The sequence below is a fragment of the Nonomuraea sp. NPDC049624 genome (assembly GCF_040675255.1).
Taxonomy (GTDB): Bacteria; Actinomycetota; Actinomycetes; order Streptosporangiales; family Streptosporangiaceae; genus Nonomuraea.
This window is the reverse complement of the sequence record NZ_JBFAOR010000025.1, coordinates 51,169-71,163: the sequence shown is the minus strand read 5'-3', so window position 1 is coordinate 71,163 and position 19,995 is coordinate 51,169. Positions and strand designations below refer to the sequence as shown.

General features: G+C 71.7%; 20 protein-coding genes and 1 pseudogene. 18 read left to right on the top strand and 3 right to left on the bottom strand.

What is annotated here, in order from left to right; translation table 11 throughout:
• Positions 1–123: 123 nt before the first annotated feature.
• Positions 124–1,011: a peptidylprolyl isomerase gene (locus AB0J76_RS48590; RefSeq protein WP_352327841.1), complete on the bottom strand. Its 888-nt coding sequence runs from the start codon at positions 1,009–1,011 to the stop codon at positions 124–126.
• A gap of 170 nt (positions 1,012–1,181) precedes the next feature.
• On the opposite strand from AB0J76_RS48590, the gene AB0J76_RS48585 reads away from it, so the two are divergent.
• The 17 genes from AB0J76_RS48585 to AB0J76_RS48505 all read left to right on the top strand — a co-directional run bounded on the left by AB0J76_RS48585 (position 1,182) and on the right by AB0J76_RS48505 (position 19,020).
• Positions 1,182–1,682 (top strand): hypothetical protein, encoded by a 501-nt coding sequence (locus AB0J76_RS48585; protein ID WP_352327840.1) that lies wholly within the window; start codon positions 1,182–1,184, stop codon positions 1,680–1,682.
• A gap of 9 nt (positions 1,683–1,691) precedes the next feature.
• Positions 1,692–2,993 (top strand): replication-associated recombination protein A, encoded by a 1,302-nt coding sequence (locus AB0J76_RS48580; RefSeq protein ID WP_352327839.1) that lies wholly within the window; start codon positions 1,692–1,694, stop codon positions 2,991–2,993.
• A gap of 32 nt (positions 2,994–3,025) precedes the next feature.
• A complete protein-coding gene (locus AB0J76_RS48575; protein ID WP_352327838.1) occupies positions 3,026–3,766 on the top strand; it encodes a hypothetical protein in 741 nt (246 codons plus the stop codon).
• 196 nt (positions 3,767–3,962) lie between these two features.
• Entirely contained in the window at positions 3,963–4,337 is a 375-nt protein-coding gene (locus AB0J76_RS48570) for a DUF948 domain-containing protein (RefSeq protein WP_352327837.1), read from the top strand.
• Entirely contained in the window at positions 4,334–4,564 is a 231-nt protein-coding gene (locus AB0J76_RS48565) for a hypothetical protein (protein WP_352327836.1), read from the top strand. Before AB0J76_RS48570 ends, AB0J76_RS48565 begins: the two co-directional genes overlap by 4 nt.
• Before the next feature lie 22 nt (positions 4,565–4,586).
• Positions 4,587–7,259 (top strand): alanine--tRNA ligase, encoded by a 2,673-nt coding sequence (alaS, locus tag AB0J76_RS48560; protein WP_352327835.1) that lies wholly within the window; start codon positions 4,587–4,589, stop codon positions 7,257–7,259.
• Position 7,260: 1 nt separating this feature from the next.
• Positions 7,261–7,743 carry a Holliday junction resolvase RuvX gene (gene ruvX / locus AB0J76_RS48555; protein ID WP_352327834.1) on the top strand — a complete coding sequence of 161 codons (483 nt, stop codon included), beginning with the start codon at positions 7,261–7,263 and terminating at the stop codon, positions 7,741–7,743.
• 91 nt (positions 7,744–7,834) lie between these two features.
• On the top strand, positions 7,835–9,235 hold the full coding sequence (mltG, locus tag AB0J76_RS48550; protein ID WP_352327833.1) for an endolytic transglycosylase MltG: 1,401 nt from the start codon (positions 7,835–7,837) through the stop codon (positions 9,233–9,235).
• A 211-nt stretch (positions 9,236–9,446) separates the two neighbouring features.
• Positions 9,447–10,604: an endolytic transglycosylase MltG gene (gene mltG, locus AB0J76_RS48545; RefSeq protein ID WP_352327832.1), complete on the top strand. Its 1,158-nt coding sequence runs from the start codon at positions 9,447–9,449 to the stop codon at positions 10,602–10,604.
• Between the two features lie 82 nt (positions 10,605–10,686).
• Complete coding sequence (locus tag AB0J76_RS48540) at positions 10,687–11,592, top strand: shikimate dehydrogenase (protein ID WP_352331458.1); 906 nt, start codon at positions 10,687–10,689, stop codon at positions 11,590–11,592.
• 300 nt (positions 11,593–11,892) lie between these two features.
• The gene (infC, locus tag AB0J76_RS48535) at positions 11,893–12,522 is read left to right on the top strand and encodes a translation initiation factor IF-3 (RefSeq protein WP_364394191.1); all 630 of its coding nucleotides are present in this window, start codon (positions 11,893–11,895) and stop codon (positions 12,520–12,522) included.
• Positions 12,523–12,646: 124 nt separating this feature from the next.
• The gene (gene rpmI / locus AB0J76_RS48530) at positions 12,647–12,841 is read left to right on the top strand and encodes a 50S ribosomal protein L35 (RefSeq protein WP_125635662.1); all 195 of its coding nucleotides are present in this window, start codon (positions 12,647–12,649) and stop codon (positions 12,839–12,841) included.
• A gap of 24 nt (positions 12,842–12,865) precedes the next feature.
• On the top strand, positions 12,866–13,252 hold the full coding sequence (gene rplT / locus AB0J76_RS48525) for a 50S ribosomal protein L20 (RefSeq protein WP_352327919.1): 387 nt from the start codon (positions 12,866–12,868) through the stop codon (positions 13,250–13,252).
• Between the two features lie 76 nt (positions 13,253–13,328).
• Positions 13,329–14,132, top strand: coding sequence for an RNA methyltransferase (locus AB0J76_RS48520; protein ID WP_352327920.1), 804 nt, complete (start codon positions 13,329–13,331; stop codon positions 14,130–14,132).
• Between the two features lie 50 nt (positions 14,133–14,182).
• A complete protein-coding gene (locus AB0J76_RS48515) occupies positions 14,183–15,274 on the top strand; it encodes an ATP-binding protein (RefSeq protein ID WP_352327921.1) in 1,092 nt (363 codons plus the stop codon).
• Between the two features lie 150 nt (positions 15,275–15,424).
• Positions 15,425–16,465, top strand: coding sequence for a phenylalanine--tRNA ligase subunit alpha (gene pheS / locus AB0J76_RS48510; RefSeq protein ID WP_352327928.1), 1,041 nt, complete (start codon positions 15,425–15,427; stop codon positions 16,463–16,465).
• Entirely contained in the window at positions 16,465–19,020 is a 2,556-nt protein-coding gene (locus AB0J76_RS48505; protein WP_352327922.1) for a phenylalanine--tRNA ligase subunit beta, read from the top strand. The genes pheS and AB0J76_RS48505 overlap by 1 nt, the downstream gene beginning before the upstream one ends.
• A 43-nt stretch (positions 19,021–19,063) precedes the next feature.
• Here AB0J76_RS48505 and AB0J76_RS48500 read toward each other — a convergent pair.
• Positions 19,064–19,318: pseudogene (locus AB0J76_RS48500) on the bottom strand (Uma2 family endonuclease); the annotation flags it as partial.
• 18 nt (positions 19,319–19,336) lie between these two features.
• Entirely contained in the window at positions 19,337–19,651 is a 315-nt protein-coding gene (locus AB0J76_RS48495) for a hypothetical protein (protein WP_352327923.1), read from the bottom strand.
• A gap of 80 nt (positions 19,652–19,731) precedes the next feature.
• Here AB0J76_RS48495 and AB0J76_RS48490 point away from each other — a divergent pair, with 80 nt between their 5' ends.
• Positions 19,732–19,965, top strand: a complete 234-nt coding sequence (locus AB0J76_RS48490) for a hypothetical protein (protein WP_352327924.1) — start codon at positions 19,732–19,734, stop codon at positions 19,963–19,965.
• The last annotated feature ends 30 nt before the right edge of the window (positions 19,966–19,995 follow it).

Genomic DNA, 19,995 nt, shown 5'->3' with positions numbered 1-19,995 from the left:
TTAACCCCTGCCCCCCCCTGCTGCGGGGGGGGGCCCCCCCCCCCCCCCAAAGCCCCCTCCCACCCCCCCGGGGGGGCGGCCCCCCCGCGGCGGGGGGGGCCCCCCGCCGTCGTGTTCCGCGTGCTATCTCAAGGTGACGCGCTTGATGATGATCGGGTTCTTCGGCGCGGTCGAGCCGCCGTCGCCCACGATGTCGTCGCCGTTGACGATGACGCCGTCCTTGGCCACCTTCTCGATGATGTCCAGGCCGGAGCGGACCATGCCGAGCACCGAGTACTGCGGCTCCAGCTGGCCGTTCTCGTCCGACAGCGAGATGGCGAACTGGCTGCTGTTCTGCCCGGACGCGCCGTCGGGCTGGGTCAGGAACACCACGCCCTTGGTGTAGGACATGCCGACGGCCTCGTCGCCGAACACGTAACCGGCCGTGCCCTGCCCGTCGGTCGGGTTCCGGCCGTCGGCCTTGGCCTGCGGGTCGCCGCACTGCAGCAGGTACAGACCGGCCGTCTCCGGCGTCACCAGCCGGTGGCACTTGGTGTTGTCGTAGAAGCCCTTCTTGGCCAGGAACGCCATCGAGTTGACCGAGCACGGGGTCGCGTTCGCGTCGACGTCGATCACGATGTCGCCGTGGTTGGTGCTCACGGTCATCGTCTTGAGCTTGAGGTTGGGCCGCTTGCCCGGCAGGCCGACGAACTTGTTGGGCGCGGAGTCGTCACGCTTGTAGGTGCACGACACCTTGCCCGCCTTCTTGGGCGGCGTGGTGCTCGGCAGCGCCGTCGGGGCGGGGGAACTGGTGCTGGCGGAGGGCGAGGGGGTGCTCTCCGCCGCGACCGTCTTCTTGTCGTCGCCCATCAGGGTGGTCGCGGCGAAGATGCCGCCCGCCACCACGACGACGGCCACGCCCGCGCCGATGAAGGTGTTCCGCCTGGCTTTGGCGGTCTGCTCGGCCGCGCGCCTCGCCTGCCGCTCCTTGTGCTCCCGGGCCAGCTCGCTCTGGCGGTCGTCGCCGCTCACCGGTTGTCTCCTTCATCTTTGCCGACACATGACCAAACAACTCCGCGAATGCTACCGGCCTCCGATATGTGCCGGGCGTAAGTGGCGGAAGCCGCAGAGTGGGGCAAGCGAGGAGAGAACCATTTCGCTGACGGATACGTAGTCCAGGTGGACCCCTCCAAGGAGTGATCGTGTTCGACCAGATCCTCGGCCTGCCGGCCCATCCGCTGATCGTGCACCTCGCCGTGGTGCTGACCCCGCTGCTCGTCCTCGTGGGCGCCGCGTACGCCCTGGCGCCCCGCGTACGGGCCGTGACGGCGTGGGCGGTGGTGCTGCTGGCCGTGGCCGCCCCCGCGGCGGTCCTGGCGGCCAAGGAGAGCGGCGAGAGCCTCAAGCGGGCCCGCTTCACCGGCGTGGGCGGCCCGCTCGGCGCGCGCGTCGCCGTCCACGAGGGCTTCGCGACCCCGCTGCTGCTGTCGGCGGCCGGGCTCGCCGCCGCCTGCCTGGCCCTGGTGTACGCCACCACCCCCGCCCGCGGCTCGCTCACCTCCGACCGGTTCGGCAGGCCCGTCACGCTGGTGCTGTCGGCGCTGACGGTCGTCCTGGCCGTCGTGGCGGGTTACTTCTGCTTCCGGGCGGGCGACTCCGGGGCCAGGGCCGTGTGGGCCGCGGCGGGTCTGACCGGCGTGTAATCTCGCGTTGTGGATAGCCTGTTCGATTCGGCGGCTGAGGAGGCCACCCCGCAACCCCTCGCGGTGCGGATGCGCCCGCGCACCCTCGACGAGGTGATCGGCCAGCGGCATCTGCTGGGCTCCGGCACGCCGCTGCGGCGGCTGGTCGAGAGCGAGGCCCCCATGTCGCTGTTCCTGTGGGGCCCGCCCGGCACCGGCAAGACGACCCTGGCCTACGTCGTCTCCAACGTCACCAAGCGCCGTTTCGTCGAGATCTCCGCCGTCTCGGCCGGCGTCAAGGACGTCCGCGCCGCCATCGACAACGCCCGCCGCGAGCTGGGCATGAGCGGCCGGCAGACCGTGCTGTTCGTCGACGAGGTCCACCGCTTCAACAAGGCCCAGCAGGACGCGCTGCTGCCGGCGGTGGAGAACCGCTGGGTCACCTTCATCGGCGCCACCACCGAAAACCCGTACTTCTCGGTCATCTCGCCGTTGTTGTCGCGCTCGCTGCTGCTCACGCTGGAGTCGCTGTCCGACGACGACGTGCGCGCGGTCCTGGAGCGCGCGGTGGCCGAGCCGCGCGGCCTGGACGGTCGCGCCCGGCTCGCGCCCGAGGCCCTCGACCACCTGGTGCGCCTGGCCGGCGGCGACGCGCGCAGGTCGCTGACCTACCTGGAGGCCGCCGCGCTGCTGGCCGACGACATCACCGTCGAGGTGGTGGAGAAGGCCGCCGACAAGGCCGCCGTGCGCTACGACCGCCAGGGCGACCAGCACTACGACGTGATCAGCGCGTTCATCAAGTCGATGCGCGGCTCCGACGCCGACGCGGCCCTCCACTACCTCGCCCGCATGATCGAGGCCGGCGAGGACCCGCGCTTCATCGCCCGCCGCATCGTCATCTTCGCCTCCGAGGACGTCGGCATGGCCGACCCCACCTGCCTGCAGACCGCGGTGGCCGTGGCCCAGGCCGTGCAGCTCATCGGGCTGCCCGAGGGGCAGATCAACCTGGCCCACGCCGTCATCCACTGCGCGATGGCGCCCAAGTCCAACGCGGTCGTCAAGGCCATCGGCGCGGCGGTCGGCGACGTCCGCAAGGGGCTGATCGGCCAGGTCCCCGGCCACCTGCGCGACGCCCACTACCCGGGCGCGGCCAAGCTCGGCCACGGCGGCGGCTACAAGTACCCCCACGACTTCGACCACGGCCTGGTGCGCCAGGACTACGCGCCCGAGCAGGTGCGCGACCGCCGCTACTACGAGCCCACCCGGCACGGCGCCGAGGCCCCGGTGGCCGACCGCTGGGCCCGGATCCGCGAGTTCCTGCGCGGCTCCTGAGCCCCTGCCCGCGCGCTAGATTGATCGCCATCATGACCGACCACCGCGCGAGCTTCGACGCCCGCATCACCTTCGGCAACGGCGGCGACCTCGCCGTCCACGGCTTCCGCGTCGACCTGCCCGGCCCCGACGCCTCCGAGGACGAGATCGCCGGGCTGTTCGTGGCCTCGCTCGGCCTGCTGATGACCGACGGCGTCGAGCTCGACAACGTCGAGATCTTCGCCGAGCCGCACAAGGGCACCAGGGGAGGGCCCTCCGACCGCGCCGCGCAGGCCGCGCCGGCCGCCGGGGGAGTGCTGGTCGAGCTGGCCCGCCCGCCCGCCGACGGCGGCACGCGCCTGGTCGCGCCCGGCGGCGACCTGACCGGCCTGCCCCTGGCCCGCACCGCCGAACTGCCCGCCGTGGTGGTGCGCGTGGCGGGAGCCGAGGCGCGGGAGGTCGGCGTGGGCGCGCTGGCCGCCTTCGACGTGCGCGGCAGGGCGGTGCTGCTGCACACCGGCGCGCCCGGCGGGGGAAGGCTCACCCCGCAGGCCGCCGAGTGGCTGGCCGCGAGCGGCGCGTCCCTGGTCGGCACCGACGCGGACGGGCTCGACGGCCCGGGGGGCTCGGCGGCTCTCGACGTGCTGCTGGCGGCGGGCGTGCCGGTCGTGGAGCGGCTGGCCGGGCTCGACCGGCTGCCGCCCACCGGCGCCCTGTTCACGGCCGCGCCGCCGCTCCTGGAGGGCGCCGGGCGGGTTCCCGTACGCGCCTTCGCCCGCGTGCCCGAGCCGTGACAGAAGGCGTGACAGAAGGAGCGGCAGGAGGCGGGCCGGGCGGCGGAACGCCTGGTCGGAGCGGCATGTGATCGGTCACGGAAGTGTCCGCAGGTGGCCTCGCCGCCGGATCCGGCCCGTTTTCCTCACCGACCTTGTCGCCGGGACGCGATAGGGTTCATGCCGTTCCGGCCCAGCGTACGAGGGAGATGAGCGGATGCTTACCGCTGGAGAGGTCGCCGGGCTGATCGCGGCCACGGGCTGGATTGTCCTGGTCTGCGTTCTCGCCATGGTGCTCGTCAAGCTCGCCAGGCTGCTCACCGAGACCACCAAGGCGGTCTCCGACCTGAACAACCGCCTGGTCCCGCTGCTCGACGACGTGAGCGTCACGGTCAACGAGACCAACAGGCAACTGGTCGCCGTCGAGGCCATCGCCCAGGACGTCAAGCAGGTCAGCGCGCACGCCGCCAAGCTCAGCGCGGTGACGCAGACCATCTTCACGGGCCCGCTGATCAAGGTGTCGTCGCTCGGCTACGGCGTGCGGCGCGCCATCGAGGCCCGCAGGCCCGCCCGGGTGAGGCGGTCCCGGTGATCAGACGGCTGTTCTACCTCTCGCTCGGCGCGTTCCTCGCCTTCTGGGTGATGCGCAGGCTGCAGGCGCTGCACCCGACCCACGTCGTACGGCGCACCGCCGACGGCGCGGCGGGGATGCTCGCGCGGGTGAGAGACTTTACCTCTGACGCGCTCGGCGAGGCCGCCGAGCGCGAAACCCAGTTGCGGGCGCGCTTCGGGCTCGACAACGCTGAAATCGACAACTGACTACCAGCAAAGGATGGCCACAATGGAGTCGGCAGAGATAGCCCGCCGCTTCCTGCGCTTCTTCGAGGAGCGTGGGCACAAGGTCGTGCCCTCGGCCAGCCTGATCGCTGAGGACCCCACGCTACTCCTGGTTCCTGCCGGTATGGTGCCGTTCAAGCCGTACTTCCTGGGGCAGCGCAAGCCTCCGGCGTCACGGCTGGCCACCGCGCAGAAGTGTGTGCGCACCCCCGACATCGAAGAGGTCGGCAAGACCACCCGGCACGCCACCTTCTTCCAGATGCTGGGCAACTTCTCCTTCGGCGACTACTTCAAGTCCGAAGTGATCCCGTTCGCGTGGGAGCTGCTCACCAGGTCCGAGTCCGACGGCGGCTTCGGCTTCCCCGAGGAGCGGCTGTGGGCCACCGTCTACCTCGAGGACGACGAGGCCTACGACATCTGGCGCAACAAGGTCGGCGTGCCCGAGAGCCGCATCCAGCGCCGCGGCCTGGAGGACAACTACTGGCACATGGGCGTGCCCGGCCCCGGCGGCCCCTGCTCGGAGATCTACTACGACCGCGGCCCCGAGTACGGCAAGGAGGGCGGCCCCGTCGCCGACGAGGACCGCTACCTCGAGGTCTGGAACCTCGTCTTCATGCAGTACCAGCTCAGCCAGGTCCGCACCAAGGTCGACTTCGACATCTCCGGCGAGCTGCCGGCCAAGAACATCGACACCGGCATGGGCCTGGAGCGCATGGCGACGATCCTGCAGGGCGTCGACAACCTCTACGAGATCGACACCACCTACAAGATCCTCGACAAGGCGGCCGAGCTCACCAAGACCCGCTACGGCCGCGACCACCGCGCCGACGTGAGCCTGCGCGTGATCGCCGACCACGTGCGCACCGGCACCATGCTGGTCGCCGACGGCGTCATGCCCGGCAACGAGGGCCGCGGCTACGTGCTGCGCCGCATCCTGCGCCGCTCGGTGCGCAACCTGCGCCTGCTCGGCTCCGGCGACGAGCGCTACATGCACGAGCTGACCGACGTCGCGATCAACGTGATGGGCGAGCAGTACCCCGAGCTCAAGGCCGACGCGCCGCAGATCCACGCGGTCATCGACGCCGAGGAGACGTCCTTCCTGGGCACCCTCCGCACCGGCACCGCGATCTTCGACGTGGCCGTGGAGGAGACCAAGCGCAAGTCCGGCTCGACGCTCTCGGGCGACCAGGCCTTCCAGCTCCACGACACCTACGGCTTCCCCATCGACCTCACCCTGGAGATGGCGGCCGAGCAGGGCCTGAAGGTCGACGAAGAGGGCTTCCGCCGCCTGATGAAGGAGCAGCGGCAGCGGGCCAAGGCCGACGCCGCGGCCAAGAAGACCGGCAACGCCGACATCTCCGTCTTCGGCCACCTGCTGGAGAAGGCCGGCAAGATCGACTTCCTGGGCTACGACGAGACCGAGGCCGAGACCACCGTCGTCGGCATCCTGGTCGACGGCGTCAGCGTGCCGGCGGCCGGCGCGGGCACGACCGTCGAGATCGTGCTCGGCCGCACCCCGTTCTACGCCGAGGGCGGCGGCCAGCTCGCCGACCAGGGCGTCATCCGCACGGCGGGCGCCGAGGTCGAGATCCTCGACGTGCAGTCGCCGCTCAAGGGCCTGATCGTCCACCGTGGCAAGGTCCGCAGCGGTGAGCTGAAGGCGGGCGACGAGGCGCAGGCCGAGATCGACGTCGAGCGCCGCCGGGCGATCTCGCGCAGCCACAGCGCCACCCACCTGGTCCACCGCGGCTTCAAGAACGCGCTGGGCGAGACGGCCGCGCAGGCGGGCTCGGAGAACTCCCCGGGCCGCTTCCGCTTCGACTTCACCGCGGCGGGCGCCGTCCCGGCCAGCGTGCTGCGCGACGTCGAGGACGAGGTCAACGCGGTGCTGATCAACGACCTCAAGGTCAACGCGTTCTACACCTCCCAGGCCGAGGCCAGGGCGATGGGCGCGCTGGCGATGTTCGGCGAGAAGTACGGCGACGAGGTCCGCGTGGTCGAGATCGGCGACTACTCGCGCGAGCTGTGCGGCGGCACCCACGTGCACAGCTCCGGGCAGCTCGGCCTGGTCAAGGTGCTGGGCGAGCAGTCGGTCGGCGCGGGCGTGCGCCGGGTCGAGGCGCTGGTCGGCATCGACGCCTTCCGCTTCCTGGCCCGCGAGAGCGTGCTGGTGGCCCAGCTGTCCGAGCAGCTCAAGGCGCGCCGCGAGGAGCTGCCCGAGCGCATCGAGGGCATCGTCACCCGCCTGCGCACCGCCGAGAAGGAGCTGGAGAAGGTGCGCTCGGCGCAGGTGCTCCAGGTGGCCGGTGAGCTGGCGTCCCAGGCCCGTGACCTGCACGGAGTCTCCGTGGTGACACACCGCGCGCCTGATGGCACCGGCGCCGACGATCTGCGTAAGCTCGCGCTTGATGTGCGTGGCAGATTCCCGGCCGACCGGCCGGCGGTCGTGGTGATCGCCGGCGCCCCCTCCGACCGGCCCGTGGTGGTCGCCGCGGTCAACGAGGCGGGGCGCGAGCGGGGGCTCAAGGCCGGAAGGCTGGTCGGCGTCGCCGCCAAGGCTCTTGGGGGTGGCGGTGGCGGCAAGGACGATGTCGCGCAGGGCGGCGGTACGCGGCCCGAGGCGATCGGCGACGCGCTCGGCCTGGTCGAACAGGCCATCGGCGAGCAGATCGGATGACATGAGGTTCGGTTCGCGGATCGGCGTCGACGTCGGCTCCGTACGCATCGGCGTGGCGCGCAGCGACCCCAGCGGGACGCTGGCCACGCCGGTCGAGACCGTGCGCCGCGGCAAGGGCGACCTCGACCGGCTCGCCGAGATCGTCGCCGAGCACGAGGCGATCGAGGTGATCGTGGGGTTGCCCACGTCGCTGTCCGGGCGTGAGGGGCAGGCGGCCGGGCTGGCCCGCGCGTTCGCCGCCGAGCTGGCCGGCCGGCTGGCGCCCACACCCGTGCGGCTGTTCGACGAGCGGCTCACCACGGTCGCCGCCCAGCACGGGCTGCGGGCCAGCGGCGTACGCGCCAAGAAGCAGCGCGGGGTCGTCGACCAGGCGGCCGCCGTCGTGCTGCTCCAGGACGCCCTCGACTCCGAACGCGCCACCGACAGACCACCAGGCAGGCCCGTCGAACCGCCCCCCGCGGCGGCCGACGGACCTGCCTCATGACCGGGCGGCACCGAAAGGCCCGTCCCGAGGGCATGGTTCGTGCGCAGGCCCCGATGCCGCCCGCCGGGCGTCCGACCGGCGAGGTGGCCGCGTGAGCACCACCCCCGACGACGACGGCGAGGTCATCCCGTTCCTGCGGCCGGACAGCGAGCACGAGACGCAGCCGGCGGCCGAGGACCCTCCCCGAGGCAGCCGGCAGCCGGCGGCTGGAATCCCTGCCGGCAGCAGCTCGCAGTGGGCCGGCGAGGAGCCGCCCGGGGGCGGCCCGAGGTCGGCTCGCGAGGAGCCATTCTCAAGCAGCCCGCAGTCGGCCGGCGAGGAGCCTTCCGGCAGCGGCCCGCGGTCGGCTCGCGAGGAGGCTTCCGGAGGTGGCTCGCGGCCGGTGGCCGGGGGGTCCGCCGGGAGCGGCCCGCGTCCGGTGGGTGCGGAGCGGGCCGGGAGTGATCGGTCGTCCCGTCGTGGCCGGGCCCTGGGCAAGGCTGGGCTGGTCTCCGCCGCGCTGGTCGCCGCCCTGGTGGCGGCGGGCGCGGGCGTGCTCACGGTGGTCAGGCCGTACCTGAGCCCCGAGGACTTCGAGGGCGTGGGCAGCGGGACGGTGACCGTCCGCATTCCGCCCGGGGCGAACGCCGAGGACATCGGCACCGCGCTGGCCGACGCCGGCGTGGTGGCCAGCTCGCGTTCGTTCGTGAACGCGGCTCAGGAGCGGGCCGTGGCCAACCGGCTGCGTCCTGGCCACTACCGGCTGCGCAAGGGCATGGCCGCGGGCGCGGCGCTCGACCTGCTGCTCGCGCCCGCCTCCCGGATGGTCAGGCGGGTGGCGGTGCCGGAGGGGCTGCGCGCGGCCGAGGTGCTGCGGCGCGTCGCCCAGCTGGCCGCGCTGCCGCTGAAGGAGCTGCAGAGCGTGGACAAGAGCCTGCTCGGGCTGCCGTCGTACGCGCCCGGGATCGAGGGTTTCCTGTTCCCCGCCACGTACGAGGTCGAGCCCGGCGACAAGGCGGTGGACGTGCTGGCCGCCATGGTGGAGCGGTGGGGCGTGGCCGCCCGGCAGATCCACCTGGCGGAGCGGGCCCGGCGGCTCGGCCTGACCCCGCTGGAGGCGCTCACGGTCGCCAGCCTCGTGCAGGCGGAGGGCGGCACCGACGCCGATTACCCCAAGATCGCCAGAGTGATCTACAACAGACTCAAGAGCAACACGCCGCTGGAGCTCGACACCACGGTCCTGTACGCGCAGAACCGCCGGTCACTGAAAGTCACGGAGAGCGACACCAAGGTGAACTCGCCCTACAACACCTACCACCGCCGCGGACTGCCGCCGGGGCCCATCGCCAATCCGGGTGAGAAGGCGCTGCTGGCGGCCCTGAATCCAGCCGCGGGTGATTGGCACTGGTTTGTGACGACGGATCCGGCGCATAGAATCACCAAATTCACCAACAAAGAGAGCGAGTTCGTGAGATACCGGGAAGAGTTGAACAAGAACCTCGGGACGGACTGATGTTCGGCGGGACCCCCCCTGTGCCCGCGCAAAAGCCCCATACCGGGTCATGCGCCCTCTTCCCATCCCCTAGCATGGCTACCCAGAGTGATCTCCGCTGGTCGTGGGAGCATGACCGGCGGATCCCCCCGTTTCGCCCGGTGAGCTCCGCCGGTTCGGCACAACCGCTTGACGCCGAACGGGCCGTGCCGGGAGATTGGCCAGCGCAGCTATGAGCGATCTCGATCTGAACTCCCTGCTCGGCACCGAGGACGACGAGGGCCGGTCCCGGCGCCGTGCCCGCGGCTCCGGCAAGCGCGGCGGCAACCGCCGCCGGCGCAGACGTCGTAACCGGGGCGGCTTCATCGCGCCGTTGCTCGCCTTCGTCGTGCTGGCGGGCATCATCGGCGGCGGCGGCTACTACGGCTACCTGTGGGTCAGCGACGCCCTCGTGCCCGACGACTACACCGGCCAGGGCACCGGCGAGGTGACCGTCGAGATCAAGGACGGCCAGAGCGCGTCGGAGGTGGCCGAGGAGCTGGTGCGCCTCGGCGTCGTGGCCAGCGCCAGGGCGTTCAGCACCGCCATCGGCAACGCCGGCAAGAGCGGCTCGCTCCAGCCCGGCCAGTACAAGATGCGCAAGAAGATGTCGGCGGCCGACGCGGTGGCGATGCTGAGCCCCGAGAACAAGCTGCTGGCCAAGGTGGGCGTCAAGGAGGGCCTGCGGCTGTCCGACACGCTGACCACGCTGGCCAAGGCGACGGGCAAGCCGGCCAAGGGGTTCGCGGCCGCGGCCAAGGACACCGCCGACCTCGACCTGCCGTCGTACGCCAAGGGCAAGCTGGAGGGCTACGCCTTCCCGGCCACCTACGAGTTCCCGCCCAACGCCACCCCGGCCCAGATCCTGGGCGCGATGGTCAAGCGGTTCAACCAGACGGCCGACGAGGTCGACCTCGAAGGCGGCGCCAAGGCCCTGGGCCGCAAGCCCCAGGACATCGTGGTCATCGCCAGCATCATCCAGGCCGAGGCCGGCCGGTTCGAGGACATGCCCAAGATCGCCCGCGTCATCTACAACCGGCTCGACCGCGACCCGGAGATGAAGCTGGAGATGGACAGCACGGTCATGTACGCGCTCAACAAGTACCGCACCGCCGCCACCATCGCCGAGACGAAGACCAATAGCCGGTACAACACGTACATGTACCTCGGCCTGCCGCCGGGCCCCATCTCGAACCCGGGCCAGCACGCCATCGAGGCGGCGCTCAACCCGGCCAAGGGCGACTGGCTCTACTTCGTCGCCACCGACCCCAACAGCCGCGTCACCAAGTTCGCGACCACCGAGGCCGAACGCCAGGCGCTGCTGGCCGAGTACAAGCGGAACGGCGGCTGACCTCCGCCGCGGGAGCCGTCCGACGACCGGCGGCCCCCGCGGCGTGGTAGGAGGAGGGACCGTGTTCCCGGAAGGAGTGTCGATGCGGGCTGCGGTCATGGGCTCGCCGATCGGGCATTCGCTCTCGCCCCACCTGCACAGGGCCGCCTACGCGGCGATGGGGCTCGACGGGTGGAGCTACGAGGCGATCGAGTGCGACGAGGCGCGGCTGCCCGGCCTGCTCGCCGGGCTGACCCCCGTGCGCGGGCAGCGCGACGGCGAGCGGGGCGGCGAGCAGCGCGACGGCGAGCAGGGCGGTGAGCTGGGCGGCGAGCGCGCCTGGGCGGGGCTGTCGCTGACGATGCCGCTCAAGCGCGCCGTGCTGCCGCTCCTCGACACCGTCTCCGACCTGGCCGTCGAGGTGGGCGGGGCCAACACCGTGGTCTTCGCCGACGGCCTGCGCCACGGCCACAACACCGACGTTTACGGCATCGAGCGGGCGCTGGCCGAGGCGGGCGTGCCCGCACCGCGGTCGGCGACCGTGCTGGGCGGCGGCGCCACGGCCGCCTCCGCGCTGGCGGCCCTGCGCAACCTGGGGCTGTTCGCGGCCACGCTGCTGGTCCGCGACCCGGCCAGGGCGGGGGAGACCGCCGAGGTGGCCGAACGGCTGGGCGTGGCGCTGGCGGTGGAGACGTTCGACAAGCTCGACGCGTACACGGGGGTGGACCTGGTGGTCTCCACGCTGCCCGCGGGGGCCGCCGACGCCTTCGCCGGGCGGCTGGCCCGCGTGCCGGCGCTGTTCGACGTGGTCTACGCCCCCTGGCCCACCAGGGCGGCCACGGCGGTCCGCGACGCGGGCGGCACGGTGGTCGGCGGCTTCGCGATGCTCCTGCACCAGGCGGCGCGGCAGGTGGAGCTGATGACCGGCCGTCCGGACGTGCCGGTCGAGGCCATGCGCGCGGCGGGCGAGGCCGAGATCGCCCGACGGGCCGCGGCCCGTCCGCAGTGATCTTCCCGATGATTACCCGCGCCGGCGGGATGATTCGAGGCGCCTGCGTGGTTGTGGTAATGTAGCTCTCTGATCGGTCCGGCATGCCTTGCTGGACGCGCAAGCGGAGGTCTCCCTCCCACCCGAGTCGCCGAAAGGTGGCCGGGTCCAGGATCACGCCGGACTCTCCGGGGAGCTCGAGGCCACGAAGCCACAGAGCTCAGTGGCCCCGCATGCGCGACGTGCGGGGCTTTTCGCGTCTTCGGCGCGGAAGGCCCCCGCCACGACGAGCACGTAGGGATCGCAAACCTAGGAGGCCCCATCAGCACTGAGCCCCGCATCAACGAGCGTATCCGAGTTCCCGAGGTTCGCCTCGTGGGCCCGAACGGCGAGCAGGTCGGCATCGTCAGCATTCACGACGCGCTGAAGCTCGCCCAGGAGGCCGACCTCGACCTCGTCGAGGTCGCGGCCACGGCTCGACCGCCCGTGTGCAAGCTCATGGACTACGGCAAGTTCAAGTACGAGTCCGCGATGAAGGCGCGCGAGGCGCGCAAGAATCAGGCGCACACGATCATCAAGGAGATCAAGCTCCGGCCGAAGATCGACCCGCACGACTACGAGACCAAGAAGGGTCACGTGGTGCGGTTCCTCAAGGCGGGGGACAAGGTCAAAGTCACGATCATGTTCCGCGGGCGTGAGCAGTCCCGGCCGGAGCTCGGCTTCCGGCTGCTGCAGCGGCTGGCCGAGGACGTCCAGGAGCTCGGGTTCGTGGAGTCCCAGCCCAAGCAGGACGGCCGTAACATGATCATGGTGATCGGTCCGCACAAGAAGAAGGCCGAGGCCAAGGCCGAAAAGGCTGCCGCCAAGGCGCAGCGTGGCGGCGAGGAGCTTCCCGCATCGGAAGAGGAGTCTTCCGTGCAGGCGGCGGAACCTTCCGTACAGGAAGCGTGACCTGCAGCCGGGGTTAGCCTTACACCACGCGCCCCGGCAGCCACCGGCAGACGAACAAGCCGCGACCGGGCCGGCCAGCACCGGCCCGGCCACCGGCACGACCGAATTGAGGAGAGACGGCGACATGCCGAAGATGAAGACGCACAGCGGTGCGAAGAAGCGGTTCCGGCTCACCGGCACCGGCAAGCTCAAGCGCCGCCGCGCCAGCCGCGCGCACTACAACGAGTGGAAGTCGTCCACGCTGACGCGTCGTCTCAAGGGTGAAGTCGTCGTTTCGCCGGCAGACACCAAGAAGATCAAGAAGCTGCTCGCCAAGTAGCGCGAACCCCCGGGGAGAAGAAACATGGCACGCGTGAAGCGGGCGCTCAACGCCAAGAAGAAGCGCAAGGTCGTCCTCGACAGGGCGAGCGGTTACCGTGGCCAGCGGTCGCGGCTGTACCGCAAGGCCAAGGAGCAGATGCTCCACTCGATGACGTACGCCTACCGGGACCGCAAGGACCGTAAGGGTGCGTTCCGCCGTCTGTGGATCCAGCGGATCAACGCCGCTGCCCGCGCCAACGGCATCACCTACAACCGCCTGATCCAGGGCCTGCGCCTGGCCAACATCGAGGTCGACCGCAAGATCCTCGCTGACCTCGCGGTCAACGACGCCTCGACCTTCGCCACGCTCGTCGAGGCCGCCAAGAAGGCGCTGCCGTCGAACGTGAACGCTCCGGCCACCGCGAGCTGAGGTCGCCTTCAGGCACAGAGGGCCCACCGTCACGGTGGGCCCTTTTGCTGTATCCACGCACGATCAGGGGGAGAGCATGGCCGGGTCCGAGCTGACCAACGTGAAGTCGCCGAGGGTGAAGGCCGCACGCAGGCTCACCAAGCGCGCCTTCAGGGAGCAGGACCGCAGGTTCCTGGCCGAAGGGCCGCAGGCGGTGCGCGAGGCGCTCAAACTCGACGGGGTGACGCTGGAGCTGTTCACCACCGCCGAGGCCGAGCTGCGGCACGCCGAGCTCGTCACCCAGGCCACGCTGCAGGGGGTGCCCGTCCACCGGGCCAGCGGCGAGGTCATGTCGGAGCTGTCCCAGACGGTGACCCCGCAGGGGCTGCTGGCGGTGTGCCGGCTCGTGCACGTGCCGCTGGAGGAGGCGCTGGCCGGGCAGCCGAAGCTGGTCGCGATGCTGGCGCACGTACGCGACCCGGGCAACGCCGGCACCGTCATGCGGGCGGCCGACGCCGCCGGGGCGGACGCCGTGATCTTCACCGACGCCTCCGTCGACCCCTACAACGGCAAGTGCGTGCGCGCCAGCGCGGGCAGCCTGTTTCATCTGCCGGTCGTCATCGGTGCACCGGTCGCCGCCGCCGTGCGTCAACTGAGGGAGCGGGGCATGCGCGTGCTGGCGGCCGACGGCGCGGGCAAGCACACGCTCGACGACGTGGATCTTTCCGGACCGACCGTGTGGATCTTCGGGAACGAGGCCTGGGGACTGCCGGAGGAGATACGCGCCGAGGCGGACGATGTGGTCAGAGTGCCCATCTACGGACAGGCTGAAAGTCTCAACCTGGCCACCGCCGCGGCGGTGTGCCTTTACTCCTCCGCCAGGGCTCAGCGAGTGCCCTAGGCGGCCGGAAACCCGCTATTGTCGGCGTTGTAGGCGGAGGAGGCGAGGTCGTGCACGGCGCAGAAACCGACGGGCGAGTCGTGGCCGCCGCGTGCACGATCTCCATCGACGACCTCCCCGACGGTCTTATCGTGACCGACCGATATGGGTGCGTGCTGGCCGTCAACCGGGCCGCCGCCCGGCTCACCCGGGTCGCCATGGAGCGCGCCGTGGGCCGGGAGATGAACGAGGTCTTCCCCTTCCGCGACCACGACGGGCGCGAGTGGTGGAAGGCGCTCGATCCCGAGGGCGGGCTGCGTACCAGGACCAGGGTCCCCGAGCGGCCGCTGCACCTGCCGGGCGGCCAGGAGCTCTACGTCGCGGCCCGGCTGGTGCGCGAGCCCGAGCGCGGCGGCGAGGTCGAGCGGGTCACGATCACCCTGCGCGACGGCGGCGCCCGCGCCCGGCTGGAGCGCAGCCGCGCCGACCTGGTCTCCACCGTGGCCCACGAGCTGCGCTCGCCGCTGACCAGCGTCAAGGGCTTCACCGCCACCCTGCTGGCCAAGTGGACGCGCTTCACCGACGAGCAGAAGCGCGTCATGCTGGAGACCGTCAACAACGACGCCGACCGCGTCACCCGGCTCATCACCGAGCTGCTCGACGTCTCGCGCATCGAGTCCGGGCGGCTGGAGGTGCGCCGCCAGGTCGTCGACCTGCCGGCCAGGGCGCGCCGGCTGGTCGCCGGCCGGGTCGCGGCGGGCGACTCCGAAGACCGCTACCGCCTGATCGTCGGCGACCGCCTGCCGGAGATGTGGCTCGACCAGGACAAGATCGACCAGATTCTGGGTAATCTGGTGGAGAACGCGGTGCGCCACGGGCGTGGCACCGTGACGATCGAGATCGAATCCGTCGGATGGGGAGTGGCCGTGTCGGTGCGCGACGAGGGCGAGGGCATCGAGCCCGAGCTGGCTCCGCGCGTCTTCCGGCAGTTCTGGCGGGGCGGCAACAGCCGCAGGCGCGGCGGCACCGGGCTCGGCCTGTTCATCGTGAAGGGCCTGGTCGAGGCACACGGCGGCACGATCACCGTGCAGCGCGCGCCCGAGGGCGGCGCGGAGTTCCGATTTACCGTGCCCACCGGCACACCCGACTTCGCCACGGTCTGAAGCCCCGAGCGGCTCGACAGCCGTCGAAGTCGGTCCGGTGGGCGGGCCCCACTAGACTCATTTCCGCTCAAGCCCTGGATACGGAGCTCACTCTTGTCTGACTACGACCCCGTCGAGGTGACGCCGTTGCATGCCGACGAGCTGTCCCGCATGGAGGCCGACGCCCTCACGGCGATCAAGGCGGCCGACAGCCTCGACGCACTCAAGCAGGCCAGGCTGGCGCACGCGGGCGACCGCTCGCCCATCGCCCTGGCCAACCGCGAGATCGGCGCCCTGCCGCCGGCCGCCCGCGCCGAGGCCGGCAAGCGCGTCGGCGGCGCCCGCAGAGCGATCGGCGAGGCGCTGGCCGCCCGCCAGGCCGAGCTGGAGGCCGAGCGCGACGCCCGGGTGCTCGTCGAGGAGACCGTCGACGTCACCCTGCCCTGGGACCGGCGGCCGCGCGGCGCCCGTCACCCGCTGACCACGCTGCAGGAGCGCATCGCCGACGCGTTCGTCGCCATGGGCTACGAGGTCGCCGAGGGCCCCGAGCTCGAAGGCGAGTGGTTCAACTTCGACGCGCTCAACATCGCCCCCGACCACCCCGCCCGCTCCGAGCACGACACGTTCTTCGTGGACTCCACCGAGTCGGGCATGGTGCTGCGCACCCAGACCTCGCCGGTGCAGATCCGCGCGCTGCTCCAGCGCGAGCTGCCGGTCTACGTCATCTCGCCGGGCAAGACGTTCCGCACCGACGAGCTCGACGCCACCCACACCCCGGTCTTCCACCAGACCGAGGGGCTGGCCGTCGACGAGGGCCTGACCATGGCCCACCTCAAGGGCACGCTCGACAGGTTCGCCGAGGTCATGTTCGGCGAGGGCATCACCACCCGGTTCCGGCCGAACTACTTCCCCTTCACCGAGCCGTCCGCCGAGATGGACCTGAAGTGCTTCGTCTGCCGCGGCGCCTCGGCGATCCCCGGCAACCCGCCGTGCCGCACCTGCAAGTCCGAGGGCTGGATCGAGTGGGGCGGCTGCGGCATGGTCAACCCGCGGGTGCTCATCGCCTGCGGCGTCGACCCCTCGCGCTACTCCGGGTTCGCGTTCGGCATGGGGATCGAGCGCACGCTGATGTTCCGCCACAACGCCGAAGACATGCGAGACATGATCGAGGGGGACGTGCGCTTCACGCTCCCGTTCGGAATGGAGATCTGATGAAGGTCCCGCTCTCCTGGCTGCGGGAGTACGTCGATCTCCCGGTGGCCACCGCGCACGAGGTGGCCGACAGGCTCACCATGGCCGGGCTCAAGCTGGAATCCATCACCTCCTACGGCCACGACGTCAAGAACGTCGTCGTCGGCGAGGTGCTGGAGATCGAGGAGCTCACCGGCTTCAAGAAGCCGATCAGGCACTGCAAGGTCGAGGTGGGCGAGGCGACGCCGCGCGAGATCGTCTGCGGCGCCACGAACTTCGTCGCCGGCGACCGCGTCCCCGTCGTGCTGCCCGGCGGCGTGCTGCCGGGCGGGTTCGAGGTGGGGGCGCGCAAGACGTACGGGCGCATGTCCGAGGGCATGATCTGCTCCGAGCGCGAGCTGGGCCTCGGCGACGACCACAACGGCATCATGGTGCTGCCCGCCGGCACGCCCATCGGCACCGACGTGGTCGAGCTGCTCGGCCTGCGCGACGACGTGATCGAGCTGGAGATCACGCCCGACATCGGCTACGCGCTGTCCGTCCGCGGCGTGGCCCGCGAGGTGGCCACCGCGTTCGGCGTGGCCTTCCGCGACCCGGCCGACGTCGAGGTGCCCGCCGAGAGCGAGCCGTCCTGGCCGGCTTCCATCGGCGACCCGACGGCCTGCGACCGGTTCGTGCTGCGCGAGGTGCGCGGCTTCGACCCGACCGCCCAGAGCCCGCTGTGGATGCGGGTGCGGCTGAGCCGGTCCGGCATGCGCCCGGTGTCGCTGGCCGTCGACATCACCAACTACCTGATGCTGGAGCTGGGCCAGCCGCTGCACGCCTTCGACCGGTCGAAGCTGACCGGCGAGATCGTCGTGCGGCGGGCCCGGGAGGGCGAGCGGCTGGAGACGCTCGACCACGTCGTGCGCGAGCTCGACCCCGACGACATCCTCATCACCGACCAGTCGGGCCCGATCTCCATGGCGGGCACGATGGGCGGCCTGGAGACCGAGATCTCCGACGGCTCGACCGACATCGTCATCGAGGCCGCCCACTTCTCGGCCACCGGCATCTCGCGCGAGTCGCGCCGGCACGGGCTGGTCTCGGAGGCGTCCAAGCGGTTCGAGCGCGGCGTCGACCGCGAGCTGCCGCTGGTCGCCTCGTGGCGGGCGGTGCGCATGCTGGCCGAGCTGGGCGGCGCGACCGTGCAGCCCGGCGTGACGCACGCCGAGGTCGACGTCACGCCGGCGCGCATCGCGATCCCGGCCGGTCATCCGTCGGCCGTGGCGGGCGTCCCGTACTCCAAGGAGGTCGTCGTCGGCCGCCTGGAGCAGGTGGGCTGCCTGGTGACCGACGGCGACGACCCGGCCGTGCGCGAGGGCGGCGTCGACCCGACCGGCGTCGTGACCGGCGGCGAGCTGGCCGCCAGGCTGGCCGTCACCGGCCCCGACATGATCACGGTCACCCCGCCGTCGTGGCGGCCCGACCTCACCGACCCCAACGATCTGGCCGAAGAGGTCATCCGGCTCGAAGGCTACGACCGGCTGCCGTCGGTGCTGCCCAGCGCCCCGGCGGGCGCCGGGCTGACCGAGGGGCAGCGGCTGCGCCGGCGGGTCGGCCGGGCGCTGGCCGAGGGCGGCTACGTCGAGGTGCTCAGCTACCCGTTCATCGGGGCCGACGACTTCGACCGGCTGCAGCTGCCCGCCGACGACGCGCGACGCCGGGCCATGCGCCTGGCCAACCCGCTGTCGGAGGACGAGCCGCTGATGCGCACGACGCTGCTGCCCGGCCTGCTCAAGACGCTGGTCCGCAACGTCGGGCGCGGCTTCGGCGACGTGGCGCTGTTCGAGACGGGCGCGGTCTACCGGCCCCGGGAGAACGCCCCCGCCGCCGCTCCGGTGCTCGGCGTCTCGCGCCGTCCCACCGAGGAGGAGCTGGCCTCGATCGAGGCGGCGCTGCCCGACCAGCCGCTGCGGGTCGCGGTCGTGCTGGCCGGGGAGTTCGAGCGGTCCGGCTGGTGGGGCTCGGGCCGGCAGGCCTCGTGGGCCGACGCCGTGCAGGCCGCCCGGCTGGTCGCCGCCGAGTCGCGGGTCGAGCTGTCCATCAGCGCCGACCAGCACGAGCCCTGGCACCCGGGCCGGTGCGCCGCCCTCTACGTGGGCGACACGCTGGTGGGGCACGCCGGTGAGCTGCACCCGCGGGTCATCGAGGCGTACGGGCTGCCGCCGCGCACCGCCGCCATGGAGCTGGAGCTGTCGCGGCTGGAGTCGGGCATGCCCGGGCCGGTGCAGGCGCCGCCGGTGTCGCCGTACCCGGTGGCGACGCAGGACGTGGCGCTCGTCGTGCCCGACTTCACGCCGGTGGCCGACGTGGAGGCGGCGTTGCGCGACGGGGCCGGCGAGCTGCTGGAGTCGGTGCGGCTGTTCGACGTCTACGCGGGTGAGCAGGTGGGCGAGGGGAACAAGTCGCTCGCCTACACGATGCGGTTCCGGGCGGCGGGCCGTACGTTGACGGTCGAGGAGACGACGGCGGCCAGGGACGCGGCGGTGGCGATGGCGGCCGACCGCGTGGGCGCCCAGCTCCGCAGCGCCTGAGCCGATCACAGGGGGCCGGTACGGATCGCCGTACCGGCCCTTTCTACTTGCGGCGCCGGCCGAGGGCGGTGAGGTCGATGTCGATGTCGAACGGCACGGTCAGCTTGAGCCGGTGATGGTGGACACCGGTGCCGATGTAGGCACCGGTGGCGGGGTCGAGCTCGTAGACGTAGACCACCGGCAGCGCGCCGGCCTTCTCGATGCGCCAGAAATGGGGGATGCCCGCCTCGGCGTAGAGGGTGGGCTTGCGCTTCCTGTCGCGCACCTCGGAGGCGGGCGAGACCACCTCGGCGGCGAGGACGACATCCTTGGCCTGCTAGCAGGTCATCGTTTCGTCGGAAGGCGCTTGTGGCCCAAGGACGATCAGGTCGGGCTCGGGCCGCTGTTCGGGGGTCAGCTTCACGGCCATCGCCTGGCAGACCTGGAGGCGGTCGGGGGCGGCCTCGGCGAGCGCTCGGTGCATCCCGAAGATCATGTCGTGGTGGAAGCGTTGGCGGGGGCCCGCGAAGACCAGGCTTCCGTCGATCAGCTCGGTGTGCGGAGGCAGATCCGGAATGCGGTCGAGGTCCTCGGCGACAAAGCCCTGCGGCGGAGGGAAGGCCCAGTCGGGGAGGACCGCTTCGGCAGTCATCCTCCAACGCTAGTCACTGCACTCCGCTCACGCTCGGTGAACGAACGTACACGCGTGCAACTCGCGGGAGAATGTGGGGCATGAGGCAGTTGCTGGTGTTCGGCGAGCGTGGGGATGCCGAGGAGGTCGCCGAGACGCTGGGGGAGTGGTTCCCGGGGCTCGGCGTGCCCCGGGTGGTACGGGAGACGCTCGCCGGTGAGGACGACGCCGAGGACGCCCAGTGGCTCGTCGTCGTGGAGGGGCTCGACGAGCAGGCCCTCGGCCAGGTGGATGAGCTGGTGGAGCGGTACGACGGCTGGCGGGAGCCGGAGTAGGGCCCCGCGCCGGCCGGTGGGGTGGCCGGC

Bases quoted from the DNA above. Each gene is read 5' to 3' on its own strand.
- AB0J76_RS48540 (WP_352331458.1), top strand. From the start codon at position 10,687: ATGCGGGCTGCGGTCATGGGCTCGCCGATCGGGCATTCGCTCTCGCCC.
- AB0J76_RS48570 (WP_352327837.1), top strand. From the start codon at position 3,963: ATGCTTACCGCTGGAGAGGTCGCCGGGCTGATCGCGGCCACGGGCTGG.
- AB0J76_RS48520 (WP_352327920.1), top strand. From the start codon at position 13,329: ATGGCCGGGTCCGAGCTGACCAACGTGAAGTCGCCGAGGGTGAAGGCC.
- mltG (WP_352327832.1), top strand. From the start codon at position 9,447: ATGAGCGATCTCGATCTGAACTCCCTGCTCGGCACCGAGGACGACGAG.
- rplT (WP_352327919.1), top strand. From the start codon at position 12,866: ATGGCACGCGTGAAGCGGGCGCTCAACGCCAAGAAGAAGCGCAAGGTC.
- AB0J76_RS48495 (WP_352327923.1), bottom strand. From the start codon at position 19,651: ATGACTGCCGAAGCGGTCCTCCCCGACTGGGCCTTCCCTCCGCCGCAG.
- alaS (WP_352327835.1), top strand. From the start codon at position 4,587: ATGGAGTCGGCAGAGATAGCCCGCCGCTTCCTGCGCTTCTTCGAGGAG.
- AB0J76_RS48490 (WP_352327924.1), top strand. From the start codon at position 19,732: ATGAGGCAGTTGCTGGTGTTCGGCGAGCGTGGGGATGCCGAGGAGGTC.
- rpmI (WP_125635662.1), top strand. From the start codon at position 12,647: ATGCCGAAGATGAAGACGCACAGCGGTGCGAAGAAGCGGTTCCGGCTC.
- ruvX (WP_352327834.1), top strand. From the start codon at position 7,261: ATGAGGTTCGGTTCGCGGATCGGCGTCGACGTCGGCTCCGTACGCATC.
- pheS (WP_352327928.1), top strand. From the start codon at position 15,425: ATGGAGGCCGACGCCCTCACGGCGATCAAGGCGGCCGACAGCCTCGAC.
- AB0J76_RS48575 (WP_352327838.1), top strand. From the start codon at position 3,026: ATGACCGACCACCGCGCGAGCTTCGACGCCCGCATCACCTTCGGCAAC.
- AB0J76_RS48505 (WP_352327922.1), top strand. From the start codon at position 16,465: ATGAAGGTCCCGCTCTCCTGGCTGCGGGAGTACGTCGATCTCCCGGTG.